This is a genomic window from Achromobacter spanius (assembly GCF_003994415.1).
GTDB classification, from domain to species: domain Bacteria; phylum Pseudomonadota; class Gammaproteobacteria; order Burkholderiales; family Burkholderiaceae_B; genus Achromobacter; species Achromobacter spanius_C.
In genome coordinates, this window is the sequence record NZ_CP034689.1 from 6,275,959 (window position 1) to 6,297,668 (window position 21,710).

General features: G+C 63.3%; 20 protein-coding genes and 1 tRNA gene. 7 read left to right on the forward strand and 14 right to left on the reverse strand.

Annotated elements, in window-relative coordinates; translation table 11 throughout:
* Positions 1-359 precede the first annotated feature (359 nt).
* From ELS24_RS28710 to ELS24_RS28725, 4 genes are all read right to left on the reverse strand, one after another.
* Positions 360-1,211 (reverse strand): ParA family protein, encoded by an 852-nt coding sequence (locus ELS24_RS28710; protein WP_006224648.1) that lies wholly within the window; start codon positions 1,209-1,211, stop codon positions 360-362.
* A gap of 447 nt (positions 1,212-1,658) precedes the next feature.
* Positions 1,659-1,735, reverse strand: a tRNA-Pro gene (locus tag ELS24_RS28715).
* 250 nt (positions 1,736-1,985) lie between these two features.
* On the reverse strand, positions 1,986-2,951 hold the full coding sequence (gene ispB / locus ELS24_RS28720; RefSeq protein WP_050445801.1) for an octaprenyl diphosphate synthase: 966 nt from the start codon (positions 2,949-2,951) through the stop codon (positions 1,986-1,988).
* A 169-nt stretch (positions 2,952-3,120) separates the two neighbouring features.
* On the reverse strand, positions 3,121-4,281 hold the full coding sequence (locus ELS24_RS28725) for a fumarylacetoacetate hydrolase family protein (RefSeq protein WP_127186025.1): 1,161 nt from the start codon (positions 4,279-4,281) through the stop codon (positions 3,121-3,123).
* Positions 4,282-4,414: 133 nt separating this feature from the next.
* Between ELS24_RS28725 and ELS24_RS28730 the strand changes: the two genes are divergently transcribed.
* The 5 genes from ELS24_RS28730 to proB all read left to right on the forward strand — a co-directional run bounded on the left by ELS24_RS28730 (position 4,415) and on the right by proB (position 8,577).
* Positions 4,415-5,173, forward strand: coding sequence for an IclR family transcriptional regulator (locus ELS24_RS28730; protein WP_127186026.1), 759 nt, complete (start codon positions 4,415-4,417; stop codon positions 5,171-5,173).
* Between the two features lie 280 nt (positions 5,174-5,453).
* The gene (gene rplU, locus ELS24_RS28735) at positions 5,454-5,765 is read left to right on the forward strand and encodes a 50S ribosomal protein L21 (protein WP_006216228.1); all 312 of its coding nucleotides are present in this window, start codon (positions 5,454-5,456) and stop codon (positions 5,763-5,765) included.
* A gap of 34 nt (positions 5,766-5,799) precedes the next feature.
* Complete coding sequence (rpmA, locus tag ELS24_RS28740; protein WP_050445798.1) at positions 5,800-6,060, forward strand: 50S ribosomal protein L27; 261 nt, start codon at positions 5,800-5,802, stop codon at positions 6,058-6,060.
* A 188-nt stretch (positions 6,061-6,248) separates the two neighbouring features.
* The gene (gene obgE, locus ELS24_RS28745) at positions 6,249-7,385 is read left to right on the forward strand and encodes a GTPase ObgE (protein ID WP_050445797.1); all 1,137 of its coding nucleotides are present in this window, start codon (positions 6,249-6,251) and stop codon (positions 7,383-7,385) included.
* A 55-nt stretch (positions 7,386-7,440) separates the two neighbouring features.
* Positions 7,441-8,577 carry a glutamate 5-kinase gene (gene proB, locus ELS24_RS28750; RefSeq protein ID WP_050445796.1) on the forward strand — a complete coding sequence of 379 codons (1,137 nt, stop codon included), beginning with the start codon at positions 7,441-7,443 and terminating at the stop codon, positions 8,575-8,577.
* Here the strand turns inward: proB and ELS24_RS28755 are convergent.
* A complete protein-coding gene (locus ELS24_RS28755; RefSeq protein WP_127186027.1) occupies positions 8,574-9,251 on the reverse strand; it encodes a transcriptional regulator in 678 nt (225 codons plus the stop codon). The two genes, proB and ELS24_RS28755, sit on opposite strands and share 4 nt — an antisense overlap.
* Positions 9,252-9,351: 100 nt before the next feature.
* Between ELS24_RS28755 and ELS24_RS28760 the strand changes: the two genes are divergently transcribed.
* A complete protein-coding gene (locus tag ELS24_RS28760; RefSeq protein WP_050445794.1) occupies positions 9,352-9,780 on the forward strand; it encodes a helix-turn-helix domain-containing protein in 429 nt (142 codons plus the stop codon).
* A gap of 98 nt (positions 9,781-9,878) precedes the next feature.
* On the opposite strand, the gene ELS24_RS28765 is transcribed toward ELS24_RS28760, so the two are convergent.
* A complete protein-coding gene (locus tag ELS24_RS28765; RefSeq protein WP_050445793.1) occupies positions 9,879-10,442 on the reverse strand; it encodes a SecDF P1 head subdomain-containing protein in 564 nt (187 codons plus the stop codon).
* 403 nt (positions 10,443-10,845) lie between these two features.
* Between ELS24_RS28765 and thiC the strand changes: the two genes are divergently transcribed.
* Complete coding sequence (gene thiC / locus ELS24_RS28770; protein WP_050445792.1) at positions 10,846-12,759, forward strand: phosphomethylpyrimidine synthase ThiC; 1,914 nt, start codon at positions 10,846-10,848, stop codon at positions 12,757-12,759.
* 127 nt (positions 12,760-12,886) lie between these two features.
* Here the strand turns inward: thiC and ELS24_RS28775 are convergent, their stop codons facing one another.
* The 8 genes from ELS24_RS28775 to gpmA all read right to left on the reverse strand — a co-directional run bounded on the left by ELS24_RS28775 (position 12,887) and on the right by gpmA (position 21,534).
* Positions 12,887-13,069 (reverse strand): hypothetical protein, encoded by a 183-nt coding sequence (locus tag ELS24_RS28775; RefSeq protein WP_127186028.1) that lies wholly within the window; start codon positions 13,067-13,069, stop codon positions 12,887-12,889.
* Positions 13,070-13,263: 194 nt separating this feature from the next.
* On the reverse strand, positions 13,264-14,676 hold the full coding sequence (locus tag ELS24_RS28780) for an FAD-binding oxidoreductase (protein ID WP_127186029.1): 1,413 nt from the start codon (positions 14,674-14,676) through the stop codon (positions 13,264-13,266).
* Complete coding sequence (locus ELS24_RS28785; protein WP_050445790.1) at positions 14,673-15,389, reverse strand: FadR/GntR family transcriptional regulator; 717 nt, start codon at positions 15,387-15,389, stop codon at positions 14,673-14,675. Before ELS24_RS28785 ends, ELS24_RS28780 begins: the two co-directional genes overlap by 4 nt.
* Positions 15,390-15,462: 73 nt before the next feature.
* Complete coding sequence (locus ELS24_RS28790; RefSeq protein WP_050445789.1) at positions 15,463-16,668, reverse strand: GGDEF domain-containing protein; 1,206 nt, start codon at positions 16,666-16,668, stop codon at positions 15,463-15,465.
* A gap of 240 nt (positions 16,669-16,908) precedes the next feature.
* A complete protein-coding gene (locus tag ELS24_RS28795) occupies positions 16,909-17,664 on the reverse strand; it encodes a HesA/MoeB/ThiF family protein (protein ID WP_127186030.1) in 756 nt (251 codons plus the stop codon).
* Positions 17,661-19,106, reverse strand: coding sequence for a S41 family peptidase (locus tag ELS24_RS28800; protein WP_050445900.1), 1,446 nt, complete (start codon positions 19,104-19,106; stop codon positions 17,661-17,663). Before ELS24_RS28800 ends, ELS24_RS28795 begins: the two co-directional genes overlap by 4 nt.
* A gap of 69 nt (positions 19,107-19,175) precedes the next feature.
* Positions 19,176-20,774 (reverse strand): murein hydrolase activator EnvC family protein, encoded by a 1,599-nt coding sequence (locus ELS24_RS28805; RefSeq protein WP_127186031.1) that lies wholly within the window; start codon positions 20,772-20,774, stop codon positions 19,176-19,178.
* A 7-nt stretch (positions 20,775-20,781) separates the two neighbouring features.
* The gene (gene gpmA, locus ELS24_RS28810; RefSeq protein WP_127186032.1) at positions 20,782-21,534 is read right to left on the reverse strand and encodes a 2,3-diphosphoglycerate-dependent phosphoglycerate mutase; all 753 of its coding nucleotides are present in this window, start codon (positions 21,532-21,534) and stop codon (positions 20,782-20,784) included.
* Between the last annotated feature and the right edge of the window lie 176 nt (positions 21,535-21,710).

The window sequence follows — 21,710 nt, forward strand, 5'->3', positions numbered from 1 at the left end:
AAGTAGGGCGTTGGGTCCGGCACGATAAAGATCGGGCGGTGGACCCAGCGATGGAGGACTGGGTCTTCAAAAATTCTTGCGGCCTCGGTCTCTGAGACGCCCATAAGGCTCATTTCGCTGAAGCTCACGACTTCGGAGGGAGCCGTCGACGTAGAATCAAGGCCGACGGGTCGCATCGCGAGGAGAGCGGTCTGCACTACGGCAGCAGCACGCGCGCGTCGCATTTCCAGGGGCGCGTGATCTGAAGACACGGCCACGTAAAACGTCAGGGGCGGCTGCTCTCCTCCAGCAGGCGCGGTTGCGCGGAACACGTCTCCGATGTCCGGCAGTTCGGGAAGTCTAATGGCTCTTTTCATTGCTCAAGCCCCCGCGTCACTAGGCTGGCCCTGACCGTCCACGTAGATGCCGTTCAATGCGGGGAAGAGCTCCCAAGCCAAGCGGTGCATGACGTCCCAGGGCGACTTGTCCCCCCTGCGACGGTCGTATTGATGAACCGGAATTCGTGCAGTCGTCGCAGCGGTATAGGCGGCTGCATGCGGAACGACCGTCTCTAGAATGCCCTTCACCTGCCGATGACCGAGGAAGCTTCGGCGAATTTGATCCGCAACGTGACGCGCGTTGTTGTTACGCTCCAGGGCGCTGATGACGACGTATAGGTCCCCACTGCGGAAGTCGGCGCCGAAGTCGGACAGACTGTTCAAAGACTCCATCATGCGCAGCGTGCCGTCTGCAAATTCAGCCGCAGACAGAACGTCAGGCTTGATCGGCGACAGGATCACGTCCGCCGCCATCGCCGCCGTCTTCTGCAGCTCGCCCGCCGCGCCCTGGGTGTCGATGATGATCGCGTGGTATTTCTCGACGGCCGCTGAGCGCCTCACTGCCCGGCGCATTATCAACAGACGATCTTCACGATCCTTCAGCCACGTTTGCAGATTCCCCGCGACAGCATCCGAGCAAACGATGTCGATTCCCGGAATCGCGGTCTTGCTGATGCAGTCTTCGGTGACGAGGCCACCGCGCGTAATAACTCGCGTCAGCCCGTGTTCAGCGCGCTGTTCGATGGGGTAGTACTTCGTCAGGCTGTTCTGTTCGTCCGCGTCGAACAACAGCACCTGCATGCCGAAATCGGCAAATATTCCTGCGAGATTTGCGCAGGTTGTGGTCTTCGTGACTCCACCTTTGGTGGACGCGACAGCGATCACGTGTGGCATGGCGTTCCTCTTTTCGGCGCTAGGCCATTCGGCCCAGTTGCATACCCGTTCAAGGGCGGTTATCGTTAGTCAAAACACGGTTCCGTGTTACACGATTTTGTGTAATTCAGGGCGACATTACCCGAATCCGTGTAATTCGGCAAGATAGGACTGGCGATGGAATATCAGGAATTTGTAGAAGCCGCGCTCAAGGGGCGCAGCGTGAACAGCATGGCGAAGGCGTGGGGTCTGAAACAGCAGACCCTGGATCGCTATGTGAAGGGCACGCACCTTCCGGACTACCGGACTGCTATGCTGATGGCTCAGGAAGCGGGCGTCGCGATCGATGCGACGTTCATCTTGCTGGCACAGGAAGAGAGCAAACGCAAAAAAGCCGGCGCCGCTTTCGCGGTTCCGGCTATTGCTGCTGGTGTCGAGAACACCACCAAGAATTCGACCACAGATAAGTGGTCGGGGCGAGAGGATTCGAACCTCCGACTCCTGCGTCCCGAACGCAGTACTCTACCAGGCTGAGCTACGCCCCGAATCATTGAGTTTGGCAATTTGCCTAACTCGTACTACCAACTTAGCGGCGCTCAGTGCTACCAAGTTTCTACTGCTTTTTTTCTACTACTTTTTCCGCTGTGAATTAAACAGCGACCGCTATTAGAACCTATATTCCGTTTTTTTGAAAATCAGGTTTGGGGCTTAGCGACTTCAAGCGCTTTGCTACCGACCGCTTTGCTACCTACTGCTTTGCTACCGACTTTCAAGCTGGAATATGTAGTTCGCCTCTCAGCGATCTCTATTCACCGCGAAAGCGCAGAATTCTAGCAGAGAATCCAGAAAAGGCGAAACGGGGTAAATCGACAACGCGTCGCGAGCGCGATCCGCCTCGGCCACGGCGGCCAGGCGGGCGTGTTCCAGCGCATCAGTCGCTTGAATCGCGGCGGCCACCGCGGCGAAATCCGCGTCGCCGGTTTTGATGGCGTCGCGGATCAACTGTTGCTGTGCCGGCGTGCCCACTTCCATCACGCGGATCAGCGGCAGCGTCGGCTTGCCTTCGCGCAAGTCGTCGCCCACGTTCTTGCCCAAGGCCGCTGCGTCGCCGCTGTAGTCCAGCACGTCGTCGACCAGTTGGAACGCGGTGCCCACATGGCGGCCGTAGGCGGCAGCGGCGGCTTCCTGTTCGGGGGTGGCGCCCGCCAGCACGGCGCCCACCTGGGCGGCGGCTTCGAACAGCTTGGCGGTTTTGTAGCGCACCACTTGCAGGTAGCGTTCCTGCGAGACGTCGGGATCGTGCACGTTCAGCAGTTGCAGCACCTCGCCTTCGGCGATCACGGTCGTGGCCTCGGACAGGATGCTCATGATGCGCATCGAGTCGGCCTCGACCATCATTTCAAACGAGCGGGAATACAGGTAATCGCCAACCAGCACGCTGGCGGCGTTGCCGAAGACCGCGTTGGCCGTTTCGCGGCCACGGCGCAGGTCAGACTCGTCCACCACGTCGTCGTGCAGCAAGGTCGCGGTGTGGATGAATTCGACCACGGCGGCCAGCAGTTGGTGATGGGTGCCTTCGTAACCCAGGGCTCGCGCCACCATCAACACCATGGCCGGGCGCATGCGCTTGCCGCCCGCGCCAATGATGTAGTCGCCAATCGTGCGGATCAGGACCACGTCCGAATTCAGCCGATCGCGGATGACCGCGTCGACAGCCTTCATGTCGTCTGCAATGGGGGCAATAAGCGCGGGGAGATTCAAGACGTATCCGACAAGTGAAACGAGCCGCAAGGGGGCTCTTACCGCTGGGCCCGCCAGGTGTGGCGGGGGATTCGACCAGCGATTATACGGGGTGTGATTACGGGCGCCGACAGGGGCGACCACGGGGCGGCCCCCGCCGCCCCGATGGCCACGCCGCGCGCCGTCTCCTCTAGCGCAGCAGGCCGCGCTTGGCCAGATTGGCGTACAGGGCGCGCACGCCAAAGGTCCAGGGCGGGATCTCCGTGGACAACTGCAATTCATTGACCAGCGCCCCGATCCGGGCCGAGGCAATTTCCACGCGATCACCCAGCTTGTGCGTGAACCCCGTGCCGGGGCCGTGGCGGTCCTGGCTGGGCGAGAACATCGTGCCCAGAAACAGCATGAAGCCGTCGGGATACTGGTGGTGTGCGCCGAAGGCCTGGCGCACCAGGTCTTGCGGGTCGCGGCTGATTTCGCGCATGTGGCTCACGCCATCCAGTTGGAAGCCGTCCGGGCCGTCGATGCGCAGCGACACATCGGCCTGGCGCACGATATCCAGATCGAAGTCGCCGTCGAACAGGCGGATGAACGGGCCGATGGCGCAAGAGCCGTTGTTGTCCTTGGCCTTGGTCAGCAGCAAGGCGCTGCGGCCTTCGATGTCGCGCAGGTTGACGTCATTGCCCAACGTGGCGCCCACGATCTCGCCGCGGCTATCCACCGCCAGCACGATCTCGGGTTCCGGGTTGTTCCATTGCGATTCGGGCAGCACACCGATCTGCGCGCCGAATCCCACGGAGGCCATCGGCGGCGTCTTGGAGAAGATTTCGGCGTCGGGCCCGATGCCCACTTCCAGGTATTGCGACCACTGGCCGCGTTCGACCAATTCCGCTTTCAGCTTGGCCGCCTGGTCCGAACCCGGCTGCAAGCGCGACAGATCCGAACCAATCAAGGCCTGCATGCGCACGCGGATGTCGTCAGCGCGGCTGGCGTCGCCGCCTGCCTCTTCTTCGATCATCCGTTCCAACAGGCTGATGGCGAAGGTGACGCCGGCCGCCTTGATGGGCTGCAGATCGCAAGGGGCTAAGAGGCGCGCGCCGCCCTGGTTTTGCACGGTGGCGCTCATCAGGGCACGCACGTCGCCCAACGATTCCCCCTTGGCGCTTTTTGCAAGCGCCACGCGGTCGGGCCGGTCAAGCAGATCTGAAACGGTGGGGGCCACGGCGGTGATGTCGATGACTTCGCCGTTGCGCACCACCACCACGCTGGGGCCGTCGATGGGCGCCGGGCGCCACACACGGCCCACCAGCAGCGCATCCGCCAGATCGACGGGCAGTGAATTTTCTTGGTCCATGAGTCTCCACGCTTTATGCCTTGCAGGCGGCATTTGAATTAGGAGCCACGAGTCTAGAAGAAGGCCGTTATGATGTCCAACATAGTGAATATTTGTCCAATATGTTGGAAATTAACTTACTGGAATAACGCCGATGACCACGGAATACGATGTGCCCGCCATCCGGCGCACCCACGACATCCTGCGCGTGCTGGCCAGCCGCCGCACGCCCGTCAAGGCGGCCGAATTGGCGCAGTCCTGCCAGCTTGCCAAGAGCACGCTGTACCTGCTGCTGGACTGCCTGGAGCAGCGCCGCTGGATCGAACGCAAGGACGGCGGCTACATCATCGGCATTGAATTGATGTCCTTGGGCTTCGCCTATCTGCGCCACGATGGCTTGCAAGCGGCCTTCCACGAGGCGGCCAGCGACTTCGTGACCCGCTGCAACGAGGTCGTGCAACTGGCCGCGCTGGACGGGTTCGACGTGGTCTACATCGCCCGCGAAGACGCCCGGCGCCCGGTGCGGCTGGTGTCGGAACTGGGCATGCGCCTGCCCGCCCACGCCTGCGCGCTGGGCAAGGCGCTGCTGGCCAGTCTTGAACCCGACGCCCTGGCCGCGTGCGTGCCCGATACGCTGCCGCGCGTAACCGAGCGCACCCTGGCCACCCGCGAGGCGCTCTATGAAGAGCTGGAGCGGGTACGCCAGACGGGCTTGGGCCAGGATCAGGAAGAAGTGGCCACGGGCCTGGTCTGCTACGCCGCCTATGTGGGCGTGACGCCGCTGGGCAAGCGGGTGGCGGTCAGCACGTCCATCCCCACCGACCGGTTGGACGACGCCCACCGACACGCCGTGATGGAAGGCATCCGCCAGGTGGCCCGCCACGTCGCGCTGCGGGTGCTGCCCCCGGTCTGAAGCGCGCGCGCCACACCTAAGCCCTTAGCCCACAACGGCTTTTTGACTTTTGAAAAGTGCCACGCTAATATTGCGGATTCGGTCAGCAATGCCCGAATTACGTCGGTTGTTCGCGTAAACCCTTTGGACGTTTGGCTAAAGCATCAGCCAGATACTTGGGCCCACTTCCTTCTTGCCAGATTCTGGCGCCTAGACAGGAATCCAGCCTTTCCGAAGTGGCCCCCCGCCCAGCAGGGCGGCCCGCGCGAATGAACCCATTTACCTATTTAAGGAACACCCCATGTACGCGGTCGTAAAAACCGGTGGCAAGCAGTATCGCGTTGCCGCTGGCGAAAAACTCAAGATAGAACAGATACCGGCAGACATTGGGCAAGAAATCACCCTGGACCAAGTGCTGTCCGTGGGCGAAGGCGACCAACTCAAAGTTGGCACGCCCCTCGTCTCCGGCGCTGTGGTCAAGGCAACGGTTCTTGCGCAAGGCCGCCACGACAAGGTCAAGATCTTCAAGATGCGCCGTCGCAAGCACTATCAGAAGCGTCAGGGCCACCGTCAGAACTACACCGAAATCCGCATCGAAGCCATCACGGCTTAAGACGCGACTCGGTACCACTTAGCAGGAGCTAAACATGGCACAGAAAAAGGGCGGCGGCTCTACGCGAAACGGACGCGACTCAGAATCAAAGCGTCTGGGCGTCAAGACTTTCGGCGGTGAACTGATTCCCGCTGGTTCGATCATCGTGCGTCAGCGCGGTACTCGCTTCCACGCTGGCGTGAACGTCGGCATGGGCAAGGACCACACCCTGTACGCGCTGATCGACGGCAAGGTTCAATTCGGCTTCAAGGGCGCGTTGAACAAGCAGACCGTTTCGATCGTCGCTGCCGAGTAATCGGACAAGCACGTCAGCAACGCGGTTCGCCGCGTTCTCGAACGGCAAAAGCCCTGTCGCATGCGGCAGGGCTTTTTTGTTTTAAGCTTTTTTGTTATCAGGCAATTGGCGAGTAAAGTTTCCAATGCCACCTGGCAGCGCCCCATGGCGGGCGGCTGTCCTTATTACCCACTACACGCGCAAACACCATGAAATTCGTAGACGAAGCCACCATTGAAGTGGTCGCCGGCAAAGGCGGCAATGGCGTGGCGAGCTTTCGCCGCGAAAAGTTCATCCCCAAAGGGGGCCCGGACGGCGGCGACGGCGGACGCGGCGGCACCATCTATGCCGTGGCAGACCGCAACATCAACACGCTGATCGACTTCCGCTACGCGCGCCTGCATCGCGCCAAGGGCGGCGAAAACGGCCGTGGCTCGGACCAGTACGGCGCGGCCGCCCCAGACATCACCTTGCGCGTGCCGGTGGGCACGGTCATCCATGACGCCGAAACCGGCGAAGTCCTGTTCGACATGGACACGCATGACCAGAAGGTCGTGCTGGCCGCCGGCGGCCAGGGCGGCATGGGCAACATCCACTTCAAGTCCAGCTTGAACCGCGCACCGCGCCAGTGGACGCCCGGCAAGGAAGGCGAACACCGCTACCTGCGCATGGAACTGAAGGTGCTGGCGGACGTGGGCCTGCTGGGCCTGCCCAACGCCGGCAAGTCGACGCTGATCACCCGCATCTCGAATGCCAAGCCGAAGATCGCCGACTACCCCTTCACCACGCTGCACCCGAACCTGGGCGTCGTGCGTACGTCGCCGTCGCGCAGCTTCGTCGTGGCCGACATTCCCGGCCTGATCGAAGGTGCGTCCGAAGGCGCCGGCCTGGGCCACCTGTTCCTGCGCCATCTGGCGCGCACCCGCGTGCTGCTGCATCTGGTGGACGTGTCCACGCCCGATCCCGACGCGGATCCGGTCGAGCAAGCCGTCATCGACGCGCGCGCCATTGTTGAAGAACTGCGCCGCTACGACCAGGAACTGGCCGACAAGCCACGCTGGCTGGTCCTGAACAAGCTGGACATGGTGCCCGACCCCGAAGACACCAAGCGCCGCTTCCTGGAACTGTATGACTGGAAGGGTCCGGTGTTCGCCATTTCCGGCCTGACGGGCGAAGGCACGCAAGACCTGCTGTACGCGCTGCAAGACTACCTGGACGCCGAGCGCGAAAAGGAACACCTGTCGCGCGACCAGGCGGACGGCACCTATGTGGCGCCGGACCCCCGCTTTGACGACACGCGGTCCGACGCCGACAAGCCGGCCGCGCCGCGCGGCGGTGACGAATAAGCCATAATCGCAGTCTTTTCGATTACGTCTTTTTTCGCCGCAGCCGGCGCCTACCATGTCTGCTGAAACACCCGCCGTTTCCGTCGTCACCCACGCCCAGCGCCTGGTCGCCAAAGTTGGCTCGTCGCTGGTCACCAACGAAGGCCGAGGCCTGGACCGCGCCGCCGTGGCGCACTGGGCCTCACAGATCGCCGCCCTGCACAAGCAGGGCAAGCAGATCGTGCTGGTTTCCAGCGGCGCCATTGCCGAAGGCATGGCGCGGCTGGGCTGGCGCAAGCGCCCGTCGGTCATGCACGAGCTGCAAGCTGCCGCCGCCGTGGGGCAGATGGGGCTGTGCCAGGCCTACGAAGCGGCGTTCGCCGAATACGGCCTGCGCACCGCGCAGATTCTGCTGACACACGAAGACCTGGCCGACCGCCACCGCTACCTGAATGCCCGCAGCACGCTGTTCGCGCTGCTGCGCCTGGGCGTGGTGCCGATCGTGAACGAGAACGACACGGTCGTCACCGACGAAATCCGCCTGGGCGACAACGACACGCTGGGCGCGCTCGTCACCAACCTGATCGAAGCCGATACGCTGATCATCCTGACCGATCAGCGCGGCTTGTATGACTCCGACCCCCGCAAGAACCCCGGCGCCACCTTCATGTCGCATGCGCAAGCGGGCGACCCTGCGCTGGAAGCGATGGCGGGCGGCGCGGGCAGCGGCATCGGCACGGGCGGCATGCTGACCAAGGTGCTGGCCGCCAAGCGCGCGGCGCACAGCGGCGCGCACACCATCATTGCCTCAGGCCACGAACGCAATGTGCTGACCCGGCTGGCCCAAGGCGAATGCATCGGCAGCGAATTGCGCGCCGTGCTGCCCGTGTGGTCCGCCCGCAAGCAATGGCTGGCCGACCACCTGCGGCTGCGTGGGCGCGTGGTGCTGGACGACGGCGCCGTGCAAGCACTGATGCGCGAAGGCAAGAGCCTCTTGCCCATCGGCGTGACCGAGGTGGAAGGCGAGTTCGGCCGTGGCGACGTGGTGGCCTGCGTGGATAGCCAGGGCCGCGAATGCGCCCGCGGCCTGATCAACTATTCGTCGGCGGATACGCGGCGCATCCTGCGCCAGCCTTCGTCGCAGATCGCCCGTATCCTGGGCAGCATGACCGAACCCGAACTCATGCACCGGGACAACCTCGTCGTCCTTTAATCCTGCGTATCGCGGGGGTGGTCGTGCTGCAGCAAGATGTAGCCCCACCCGCGCACCGCCAGCACCGGCAGTTCAATGTCGAAGCGGCGCGCCTTGCTGCGTAGCCGCGACACCAGCACGTCCACGCTGCGCGCCCCTTCGCGCGGGTTGCACGGAAAGAACCGGTTTCTTGGCAGGCATTGGCCGGGCGCTCTCAACAATCGGATAAAAAAGTCGCGCTCGGTCAACGTCAATGGCAGCCGTTCGCCAGCGGGTCCCGCCAGCACGCGTTTATCCAGCCGCCAGGCCGGCCCGTCCGTGGACGGCGGCAACAGCCGGCGCCGCACGTTGCGCAGCAGCGCGTCCCATTCCTCGGGTTCCATGCGGGCCGAACTATAGAAGTGCACACCGGCCTCCAGCGCCTCGACCCGCTCACGCGCCGACGCCGCTGACGACTGCCACACCACCGCCGCATCCGGCGCCGCACGGCGCAGCAAAGCAATCAGCTGCGGGACCTCGGCGCCCTGCCCCCGCAACACCATTGCGTCGACATGGTCCGTGCGCAGTCGTTCCAACAGCTCGTCGACTGACTCAAACGCGCTGACTTGCCATTGAAAATCACGCAAAGCAGCGACAAAATGATTGCTCGTCATTTCATCAAGTTGCACGACGAACACCTTGCCTCGTTCATGCATGTGTCCTCGCCTCCAAAACTATCACCCAGGTAATGCTTATAACCACCAAAGTAAATCATGAGCAAGCTTCAATCGACGCGTGAAGACATTTTCAGACCGATTGAAGCAAGCCCGTCTTCTGCGTGGTCACACGCAGAAGACGCTCGCTCGTCTTGCGCGAATCTCGCAAAGTGCAATCGCCAGTTACGAAAGCGGGCTACGGCATTCCAGCCGATCCGTCCGTAAGCTTGCGCAGATTCTGAAGATAGAGCTGGAATGGCTGGAGACCGGCAAGGGTCCCATGGAATTGCCCATGGAAGGCTATGACCTGTCAGATACCTTGCTGCCCGTGGGCGTGGCCGAGACCATGCCCCGTGTGGCCCGCAGGCCGCGCCCACAGGCGCCCTGGCCGTTTCCCAACATCGCCCCGTCGCAGTTCGACGGCCTGACGCCCGACGATCGCGCGATGCTTGAAGCGTTGACGCAGACCTTCATTGAAACGGCGCAAGCACGCCGCACCGTCAAGCCTCGCGGCCGCAAGATAGGCTGACCGTTCAACGCAACAGCAGGCGTTCACCTGATCAGCAACAGGCAAAAAAATATCCGCACCCCAAGGTGCGGATATTTTTTTGCTTATGCGCCGGAAGATCAGGGTTTGGGCGCGGGAGCGGTGCCCCCGGTGGCCGGAGCCGGTGCCGGCGGGGCATCGCCACGGATCTTGGCGGCAATGTCAGACGCCGCTTTCGCCGACGGCACGCCAAAAGCAAGCACGCCACGGTTCAGGGGTTCGGCAATGCTGGGTGCGGCGACCAGTTCCTGGTCAATCACCAAGGCCAAACGGTTGCCTACGTTTTTCGTGCTGATTTCAGTCAGCTTGCGGGCGCCAGCTTCCGAGAAGCGCAGACCCACGAAGTTCTGGCCCTGGCGGTCAACCAGCGCGGCGGCGTCGGTCAAGTCGGCGCGCGTCAGCACCGGCACTTCCTGCAAATAGAGCTTGCCGTCGGGCAGCGTGATCTCACGCAGACCCGGGCCGGGTTGCTGGTGAGCCAGATAGAAGTCCACCGATGCGGCGGCGGCGGGCTGGGTCGTTTGTTGGCCAGCGTCGGGCGTGGCGGCCGCGTCAGGCGATTTGGTCGGAGCGGTCTTGCAACCCGCCAGCGCCAACGTCACGACAACCAGGGCGGGCGCCAATTTGCGCAGGGTCAGTTGCATGCTCGTTTCCTTCTTCTAAGTTAGCTATGCCCGGCGGACATAGGGCGACCTGCCGGGCGTTTGGTTGGAAAAAGTGTACCGAACCTGAATGACGGTGTCGCCGCAGACTGAATCCAAATGTAAACCAGTAATACCAGCTCTCCATGACGAGCGCTGCACGAATGATCTCATGCGAGCCAAACAGTGCTGAACAGCGCAGCAAGCGACGTCGGCTTGGCACGCTCTATACTTCGCTTTCGCGCAGGGGTACTCGTTCCGCTTTTTTGGCGGGACGTGTTGAGAGAGTCCCTTCGTACCAGTACGGATAATGCCGATGCTGGGAGCCGTATTTCCGCCTTGCGTCGCTGCACGCCTGGGGGAAGTCCATTCCCGATCGGCTCCAACCACTCGCTTGGAGCTTTCCATGAACGCCAATCCCAAATTCCTGGCCGCTACCGCCGAAGTCGACGCGGCGGCCGTCGCACCGCTGCCCAAATCGCGCCGCGTGTATGAGACGGGCTCGCGCCCCGACATCCGCGTACCGTTTCGCGAGATCGAGCAAGACGACACGCCGACCATGTTCGGCGGGGAAAAGAATCCGCCCTTGACTGTTTACGACTGCAGCGGCCCCTACACCGACCCCGACGTCAAGATCGATATCCGCCGAGGCTTGCCCGCGCTGCGCCGCGGCTGGATTGAAGAACGCGGCGACACGGACGTGCTGCCCGGCCCCACCAGTGAGTACGGCAAGCAACGCCTGACCGATCCCAAGCTGACGGCCATGCGCTTCGACCTGCAGCGCCCGCCGCGCCGTGCCAAGGTAGGCGCCAACGTATCGCAGATGCACTATGCGCGCCGCGGCATCATCACACCCGAAATGGAATTCGTGGCCATCCGCGAAAGCCTGCGCCGCGAGCACTACCTGCAAACGCTGCGCGACAGCGGCCCCGATGGCGAAAAGATGGTCAAGCGATTGCTGCGCCAGCACCCGGGCCAATCGTTCGGCGCGGCCATTCCCGCGGCGATCACGCCGGAATTCGTGCGGGATGAAATCGCGCGCGGCCGCGCCATCATACCGGCCAACATCAACCACCCCGAAGTCGAGCCCATGGCGATCGGGCGCAACTTCCTGGTGAAGATCAACGCCAACATCGGCAACTCGGCCGTGAGCTCGGGCATCGGCGAAGAAGTGGAAAAGATGACCTGGGCGATCCGCTGGGGCGGCGACACGGTGATGGATCTGTCCACCGGCAAGCACATCCACGAAACGCGCGAGTGGATCATCCGCAATTCACCCGTGCCAATTGGCACGGTGCCGATATACCAGGCGCTGGAAAAGGTGGATGGCAAGGCCGAAGACCTGACCTGGGAAATTTTCCGCGACACGCTGATCGAGCAGGCCGAGCAAGGCGTGGACTATTTCACCATCCATGCGGGCGTGCGCCTGCCGTTCATTCCCATGACGGCCGACCGCATGACGGGCATCGTGTCGCGCGGCGGTTCGATCATGGCCAAATGGTGTTTGGCGCATCACAAAGAGAGCTTTCTGTACGAGCGCTTTGAAGACATCTGCGACATCATGAAAGCGTATGACGTGAGCTTCTCGCTGGGCGACGGGCTGCGTCCGGGCTCGGGCTACGACGCCAACGATGAAGCGCAGTTCGCGGAATTGAAGACGCTGGGCGAGCTGACGCAGGTGGCGTGGAAGCACGATGTGCAGGTCATGATCGAAGGCCCGGGCCACGTGCCGATGCAGATGATCAAGGAAAACATGGAGCTGCAGCTGGAACACTGCCACGAGGCGCCGTTCTACACGCTGGGGCCGCTGACCACCGATATCGCGCCCGGCTATGACCACATCACGTCCGGCATCGGCGCGGCGCTGATCGGCTGGTACGGCACCGCGATGCTTTGCTACGTGACGCCCAAAGAGCACTTGGGCTTGCCGAACAAGAAGGACGTGAAGGACGGCATCATCACGTACAAGATCGCGGCGCATGCGGCGGACCTGGCCAAGGGCCACCCAGGCGCGGCGATCCGCGACAACGCCTTGTCAAAAGCGCGCTTCGAGTTCCGCTGGGACGATCAGTTCAACCTGGGCCTGGACCCGGACACCGCGAAGGAATTCCACGACGAAACGCTGCCGAAGGATTCGATGAAGGTCGCGCATTTTTGTTCGATGTGCGGCCCGCATTTCTGCAGCATGAAGATCACGCAGGACGTGCGCGATTACGCGGCGGCGCAAGGCGTCAGCGAGAAAGACGCCTTGCAGAAAGGGATGCAGGAAAAGTCGGTAGAGTTCGTGAAGAAGGGCGCCGAGGTGTATCACCGGCAGTAGATGGGTTACGCGCGAGCCGCATCGTCGTTCTTGCGCGCACCGTGCCGCGCTGCACCCATCCTACGTAGGATGGGTGCAGCGCGCCAGATCGATAGCAAGAACACCACCCCCCATCGCGCGAAACCCATCAAGCAGCGCCCAAAAATTCATCACCCGTAGGATGGGTGCAGCGCGCCAGATCGATGGCAAAAACACCACCACCCACCGCGCGAAACCCATCAAGCAGCGCCAAAAAATTCATCACCCGTAGGATGGGTGCAGCGCGCCAGATCGATGCCAAGAACACCACCACCCATCGCGCGAAACCCATCAAGCAGCGCCCAAAAATTCATCACCCGTAGGATGGGTGCAGCGCGCCAGACCGATGGCAAAAACATCACCCCCCATCGCGCGAAACCCATCAAGCAGCGCCCAAAAATTCATCACCCGTAGGATAGGTGCAGCGCGCCAGATCGATGGCAAGAACACCACCACCCACCGCGCGAAACCCATCACAGCAGCCGACTACAGCAACTTCCCCGGATTCATGATTCCCGCTGGGTCCATCACCTTCTTGATATCCCGCATCAGCCGCAGCTCCACCGCGTCCTTGCTGTGCAGAAAATGGTCGCGCTTGAGCTGCCCGATGCCGTGTTCGGCGGAAATGCTCCCGCCATAGCGGTTCACCTCGTCCAGCACGGCGTCGGTGATGGCCGCCCCGTTCACCGCCACCCAATCGCGGGCCGCGCCAGCCGGGCGCGACAGGTTGTAGTGCAGATTGCCATCGCCAAAATGGCCAAAAATAAAAGGTCGGATATCGGGGTATAGCGCCCGCACGCGCGCCTCGGCGGACACCATGAATTCAGGGATGCGTTCGATCGGCAGCGACACGTCGTGCTTCAAATGCGGACCATCAGCGCGCTGTGCTTCGGAGATTTCCTCGCGCAGTTTCCACAACGTCTGCAACTGCGACAACGAAGCCGACACCGCGGCGTCCAGACACAGGCCGCGTTCCAATGCCGTGCCGATCACATTTTCCAGCAGCGTAGTAAGACCTGCCTCGTCCGCCGTGTCGGCAAGCTCCACCAGCACATACGCGGGATAGCGCTGGTCGAACGGCTCTTGCACGCCTTCGGCATGGGCCAACACCAGATCCAGGCAGTCGCCGGAAAAATATTCAAACGCCTGCAAGCGCGCGCCGCACTGCTCGAACAGGATTTCAAACAACTGCAAAGCCTGGGCGGGTGATTCAACCGCGGTCAACACCACCGACCTCACATCGGTACGCGGAAACAGGCGCAGCGCCACCGCCGTGATCACGCCCAGGGTGCCCTCGGAACCAATCAGCAACTGCTTCAGGTCGTAGCCCGTGTTGTCTTTGCGCAGCGTGCGCAAACCGTTGAAGATTTCTCCGGTGGGCAGCACGGCTTCCAGGCCCAGCACCAGCTCGCGCGCCATGCCGTAACGCACCACGTTCACGCCACCGGCGTTGGTGGCGACGTTGCCGCCGATCTGGCTGGAGTCCTCGGCAGCCAGGCTCAGCGGCAGCAAACGCCCCGCGTCTTGCGCGGCGCGGCGCAGATTGCCCAGGATGGCGCCCGCCTCGGCCACCATGGTGTTGGCCACCGTATCAATCGAACGCACGGCATTCATGCGGTCCAGGCTTAACACCACGTTCCTGGCGCCGGCGTCGGGCGTGGCGCCGCCGCACAGGCCGGTATTGCCGCCGCGCGGCACCACCGGCACGCCTTCTTGCTGGCACAGCGCCAGGCAGGCGGCGACGTCGGCCGTGCTGCGCGGACGCACGACGGCCTGTGCGTGGCCGTTGTACAAGCCGCGCCAATCGGACAGCCAGGGCGCAATGTCGGTATCGGCGGTGTAGACGGTGTCGGGGCCCAGGGCTTGGACGAGGCGCTGCGTGAAGTCGGAGGTGCTCATGGTGGCGTGGCTGCGGGAAAAAGGTGATCGAGTTGCAGGCGGTTGGCCGCCTGCTGCAAATGACGCACCGCCGCCTGGCGGGCGCGGTCAGGATTACGGGCGCGAATGGCTTCAAACACCGCCACGTGTTCCTGATGCACGGCAGCGCTCAGGCCGTCGTGCAAGCGGCTGTTCGCGCGGGCGGTGCTGACGGCCAGACGCAACTGACGGTTCAGATACTGCAACAGGTCCTGATAGCTGCGGTTGTGCGTGGCGGCGGCAATCGCGACGTGAAACGAGATGTCGTGCTCGACGCCCTGTTCGGGGTGTTCAAGATGAGCTTCAAGCGACGCCAAGGCCTGCGCCATGGCATTCAGGTCGGCGGCATTGCGCCGCAAGGCGGCCAACGCCGCCGCGCCCCCTTCCAGTTCCATCCGCAATTCGTACAGGTTGGCCAGCAGTTCGCGGTTGACCGCGACGCCGCTCGACACCTGGAAGCCTTGGCCACCCGTGCGCGACACCACCGTGCTGCCCGAACCCTGACGGCTTTGGATCAGCCCTTGCGCGCGCAGGCGTTCGGTGACTTCGCGGATGACGGCGGCGCTGACGCCGTACTGCTCGGCCAGCACCCGGCCAGGGGGCAGCTTGGCACCCACGGCATGGACGCCGTCGGCAATATCCGTGGCGATGCGGTGCGCGACTTGTTCGGTCAGGGTCAGGCTTTTGGTCAGCATGCGGCGGATTATAAATAACTTTTCAGGTTATCTGATAAGTTTTAACCAAAAAAACAGGTCACGGACTCGGCAGTCAGACGGTCGCGGGCTCACTGCTGCCGCAGTCACCCGCCACGGGAGTCTCAAGCGCGTTCGCCGCACCGTCGTCGACGACGCAGCAGCGCCCTCCTCTTGCCTTGGCGCGGTATAGGGCGGCGTCGGCGGAGTCCAGCGCCGCCTGGGGGCGGCGGTTGGCGGCCGAAATAATCGAAATGCCGATCGACAAGCCGACAATGACGCGCGTGCCATCCGCCAGTGCAATGGGTTGCAAGGCATCCAGCAACAGATGCTCACCCAGGCGCAGGGCGGAAGTGGCGTCGATACCCGTCACCAGCACAATGAATTCGTCGCCGCCGATGCGGGCCGCCACGTCGTCCACCCGCAGCATGGCGCGCATGCGCTGAGCAATGGTCACCAGCACCTGATCACCGGCGGTATGCCCGTAGGTGTCGTTGATGCGTTTGAAGTCGTCCATGTCCATGTAGAGCAGCGCGGCGTTGCTGTCGTGCCCGCGCGCGCTGGCGCAGACGCGTTCAAGCGCCACCTGCAAGCCGGTACGGTTGGCCAGTCCGGTCAGCGCATCTTCGTTGGCGCGGCGTTCGCTGGCTCGTTCGGCCACCATGGTCGACACCAGGATGCGGTTCAGCCGGTGCGAGGCAATGGTCATGCTGACCAAGTAGAACGGGATCTGGATGAAGACGATGGCGGTGACGTATTCGCCTGTGAACAAGGCGCCCAGGCACATGGGGCCCAGACTCAGGAAGATCATCACGCCCACCAGACGCGGCGCGCCGTAGTTGCGGAAACAGATGCCGCCCGCCATGGCCCCGCAGGACACACCCGCCAGGGTGGCCGCCAGCCAATCGCCGTTGAGAAAGGTGATGAAGACGCCGTAGCCCACGCTGAAGGCCCAGACCAGGGCCAGCACGATGTACAGATCGGTATGGGTATTGCCACCCTTGGGCGCGGCACGCAAGGCCGCCCGCAGGATCGTCACGCGGACAACGGCCAGCACCACCTCCAGCAGCAGCCACGACACGTACAGGGGTTCGGGGCGCCGCCAGGCGACAACGCCGGAAATCATGAGTGTGTTGATGACGCCGCCCGCAAAAATGGGCAGCGTGCCGAATAGGCTGGCAATCAGCGCCGCGCGGATGTCCGCGGGGGTGTCCGGCCCCGAATGGGTCAGCCAGCGCGTCAGGCGCCACTTGGGCAAGCTGAACTTCAGTCCTGTATCCACGCGGTCATGTCCATATCGCCACCTTTGATTTCAGTAGGCTGGCTGGCGTTATAGCAGGTATTGATGGCCTTTTATATTGTCCGCAAGGGCAATCCGGCGCGTGCGCGCGAGCGGCGCGGGGGGGTGATAAGAGGGTGGCTGGGTCGTGAACCGGGAAGTAAACCGGTGAATGAACCGGGCGGTGATCCGGTTAGTGGTCCGGCTAGTGGTCCGAGTAATGGACAGGGACAGGCTGGGGAATTAGTGCCCGCGATGCCCGCAGACCGCGCATTCGGGGTCTCGCTGCACGTTGACGCTGCGCCATTGCATGGTGCGGACATCCAGCCACAGCAGCCGGCCCGACAGGCTTTCGCCCACGCCGGACAACAGTTTCAGGGCCTCGGCGGCCTGCATGCTGCCGATGATGCCGACCACGGGCGCAAACACGCCCATCGTGGCGCAATTGGCTTCTTCGACATCGTCGGCTTCGGGAAACAGGCAGTGATAACAGGGCGCGCTGTCGTCGCGCAGGTCGTACACGCTGACCTGCCCGTCAAAACGGATGGCCGCGCCCGACACCAAGGGCTTGCGGTGCTGCACGCAAGCGCGGTTGATGGCGTGGCGGGTGGTGAAGTTGTCGGTGCAGTCCAGCACCAGGTCCGCCGCCGCGACGGCGTCAGAGAGCGCTTGCCCTTGCAGCCGTTCGACCCGGGCATGCACCTGCGCCTGGGGGTTGAACGCCGCCAGCATGTCGCGCCCGGACTCGGCCTTGTGGCGACCAACGCTGGCGGTGGTGTGCAGGATCTGGCGTTGCAGGTTGCTGAGTTCAACAATGTCGTCGTCGGCAAGCGTGATGTCGCCTACACCGGCCGTGGCCAGGTACAAGGCGGCGGGGGAACCCAAGCCCCCCGCACCCACAATGAGCACACGCGCCGCCAGCAGTTTTTCCTGCCCTTCGATACCCAGCTCATCCAGCAGGATGTGGCGGGCATAGCGCAGCAATTGCTGGTCGTTCATTTGGCCTTGCTGGGTTCGACTCCGGTCGGCGTGATCGTCATGCGCACCGGGGTGCCGCCGCCGGCCTTGGCGTCAGCCTTGGCCTGGGCGCGCGCCGAACCCTTTTGCACCGGCTTGCCGGCCAGCACGTTCAGGGCTTGCTGCAGTTGGAAGTCGTCCTTGCCGCCGAACTCGAACATCTTGGTGGGCAGATCGACGTTGTCTTGCGTCGAGCTGGACTTCACCTCGTTGGCGGTCTCGGGGTTGGACAGGTGGCGTTGCAGGTCGGCTTCGCGCGGCAGGCGGAACAGATCTCCGTCGGCCGTATCGGCCACGACGTAGTCCGGTTCAATGCCCGTGGCCTGAATGGAACGGCCGCTGGGCGTGAAGTAGCGCGAGGTCGTCAGCTTGACGGCGGTGGATTCGGACAACGGCAGGATGACCTGCACCGAACCCTTGCCGAACGTGCGGTTGCCCAGCACCTTGGCGCGCTTGTGGTCTTGCAGCGCGCCGGCCACGATTTCAGACGCCGAGGCCGAACCCACGTTCACCAGCACCACCATGGGCACCGTCTTGGTCCAGGCAGGCAGGCCCGACAGGTAGTTGCTTTCGCCGCGGGCATATTCCGACGGCGTGGCCAGGTACTTGTGGCGGGCGTCAGGCGTGCGGCCGTCGGTGGACACCACCAGGGTATCCGGCGGCAGGAACGCGCCCGACACGCCGATGGCGCTGGTCAGGAGACCGCCCGGGTCATTGCGCAGGTCAAGCACCAGGCCCTTGGGCGCTTCCTTGGCGCCAAGGTCCTTCAGTTGCTTGGCAAGATCAGCGCCGGTCTTTTCCTGGAACTGCGCAACCCGAACGTAGCCCACGCCGTTGTCCAGCATCTTGCTGCGCACGCTGCGCACCTTGATCACGTCGCGCACGATCTTCAGCACGATGGGCTGAGGACGATCGGCACGCATGATGGTCAGGGTGATGGGCGACTTGGGCGCGCCACGCATGAGCTTGACCGCGTCGTTCAGGGTCATGCCCTTGGTGGGCGTGTCGTCGATTTTGATGATGAGGTCGCCGGCCATGACGCCAGCACGCGCGGCGGGCGTGTCTTCGATGGGCGAGATCACCTTCACGAAGCCGTCTTCCGCGCCGACCTCGATACCCAGGCCGCCGAATTCGCCTTGGGTCGCCGTCTGCATTTCGCGGAAGGCGTCGGCGTCCAGATAGGCCGAGTGCGGATCAAGGTTCGAGACCATGCCCGAGATCGCGTTGTCGATCAGGGTTTTGTCGTCGACCGCTTCGACGTAGTTGTTCTTGATGGCTGCGAAAACATTGCTCAGTTGCCTGAGCTCGTCCAAAGGCAATGGACTGCCGCGCTGGGCAACGGCTGTTACCCCTACGCTAAGCAATACGCCAGCCACCGCACCGATGGCAATCAGACCGAAACCGCGAAACTTGCGAGTGCCCATGCACACTTCCCGAATTTTGTTTTCGCCGATGGCGGTTTGGTAATTTACCAACGACTTGTACCTACCAACCTATTGGGCCAGCCACTGGGCCGGGTCCACAGGAGCGCCACGATGGCGAATTTCAAAGTATAGGCCGGATTCTACTTGACCGCCGGTTGCTCCTACCGTAGCAATAGTATCGCCACCCGCCACCGGATCCCCCACCTGTTTGAGCAGGCTTTGGTTGTAAGCATAGACAGTCAGGTATTGCTGGCCATGATCCACAATGATGAGATTGCCAAAACCACGCAGCCAAGCGGCGTAGACCACGGTGCCGGGGGCCACGACCTTGACGGGCGTGCCTTCGGGCGCGCGCAGCACCACCCCGCGCCATACGCCGCCGTCCGGGCGGTCAAGCCCGAAACGGCCCTGCACCTGGCCGCGCACCGGCATGGCCAGGCCATGTTTCAAGCCGCTGCCGCCCCCCAGCGGGGCGGCGCGGGCGCTTTGCTGCGCCGATGCACTGCGAGTTGGAGTGGTTTCGGCCTCTGCGGGTTCCGTCTTTTTTGCGGCTTCCGTGGATTGGGCAGGCGTCTGCCGCGCCGATTCGGCCGGGTCGGTCAGGCGCGTCTGCCTTTGTTCAGCCGGACGTAATCCGGCGGCGTCGGGGTCGGCTACGGCAACCTGGCCGCGGCTTTGGCGCGTAGCCGCCTCAACCTGTTCGCGGGCTTGCGCCGCGTCGCGGGCATCGCGGCTGTCGCGGTCACGCTGGGCGGCGGCTTCGGCGGCCAGCTTGCGGTCGGCCTCGGCTTTTTTGCGGGCTTCTTGCGCACGGCTTTCGGCCTCGGCCCGCTTTTTGGATTCTTCGGCGGCGCGGCGCGCTTCTTCCACGCGGCGGGCCTCTTCGGCCTTCTTGCGCGCCTCTGCGGCCTTGCGGGCTTCTTCAATCTGCTTGGCGATGGCCGCGTCCAGATCGGTGATCAGGCGCGACAGGCGCTGGTCATCGCGCCCCAGCTTGTTGGCTTCGGCGCGCTGGGCGGCAATCTGCCCTTCCAAGCGCGCCAGAAGCGTGGCGCGCTCTTTCTGCTGCCCCACCAGCGCGGCTTTCTGCTCGGAGGTTTCAGCCACGACCTTTTCGATTTCATCGCGCCGAGCGTCGGCACGCGCCTGCAAGGCCGCCAGGCGATCGATGTCCGCCCGGAGCGCCTTGACGGCATTGGCCCGGGCTTGCGACACGTAGTCCAGATAGCCCAGGTTGCGGCCCAGCACCTGGGGATCGTCGCCGGACAGCAGCGCCGTCCAGGGCGACAGGCCGCTGGTGTACTGGGTGCGAAGCTGGTCGGCAAGTTCCACGCGGCGCTTGGCCAACACGGCTTCCTGCGCGGTAATCTGCTTTTCCAGCCCGGTGAGTTCGGTCTGCGCCTGACGGCCGGCATCAGCCAGCTCGCGCAGGCGCAGATTGATCTTGGAAATGGCCGATTCTGACTGTTTGAGCGCGTCGGCCGCTTCCTTGCGGGCGGATTCGCGCCCGTCGATTTCCTTTTGCAGATTCTCGATGCGGTCGCGCAAGGCTGCCTGCTGACGCTCGGCGTCGGACTGGCGGCCTGCAAGGTCGTTGGGCGCGGCGTGAGCCGACAGCACTCCACCGGTCAACATGACCGCCAACAACAACCCTGCCGTGCGACGCATAGAGATATCAGTCCTTCTTAGCCTTGCCTTGGGCGGCAACCGCAGCCATCGCCGCCTCGATCTCGGCGGCATCGCCCAGATAATAGTGGCGGATGGGGCGCAGGTCATCATCCAATTCATAAACCAGGGGCTGGCCGGTCGGGATGTTCAGGTTGACGATGTCGTCGTCCGACACGTTGTCCAGATGCTTGATCAGCGCGCGCAGGCTGTTGCCGTGGGCGGCGATCAGCACCTTGCGGCCAGCGCGGATGGCCGGGGCGATCGAATCGTTCCAGAACGGCAGCACGCGGTTCACGGTGTCTTTCAGGCACTCGGTGGCGGGAAGCTGATCAGCCGGAATCTTGGCGTAGCGGCTGTCAAAACGGGGATGGCGTTCGTCGTCCAGCGACAGCGGTTCCGGGGCGATGGCGTAGGCACGGCGCCAGATCAGCACTTGCTCGTCGCCGTACTTGGCGGCGGTTTCGGCCTTGTTCAAGCCCTGCAGCGCGCCGTAGTGGCGTTCGTTCAGGCGCCAGTTCACGCCCACCGGGGTGTACATGGCGTCCATGGCGTCCAGCGCGATCCACAGGGTGCGGATGGCACGCTTGAGCACCGACGAGTAGGCCAGGTCGAAGGTATAGCCTTCTTTCTTCAGCAACTCACCGGCTTTGCGGGCCTGTTCACGGCCGGTTTCGGTCAGGTCGACGTCGGTCCAGCCGGTGAAGCGGTTTTCCAGATTCCACTGGCTTTCGCCGTGGCGCATGAGAACAAGTTTATGCATGGTTTGGCACGCTTTCCGCGCGGGTTAAAGTTAAAGGATGGTTAAAGAATGCGCTCATTTTATAATTGAGTGATTTTGCCCTTGATTTTGCCCCGGCGCACTCGTCCAATTCCCTGGCGCGGCGCCCGCGGGTTGGCCGAGGGTTCGCCCATATCCGGCTAGCTGCCGCCCTTCAG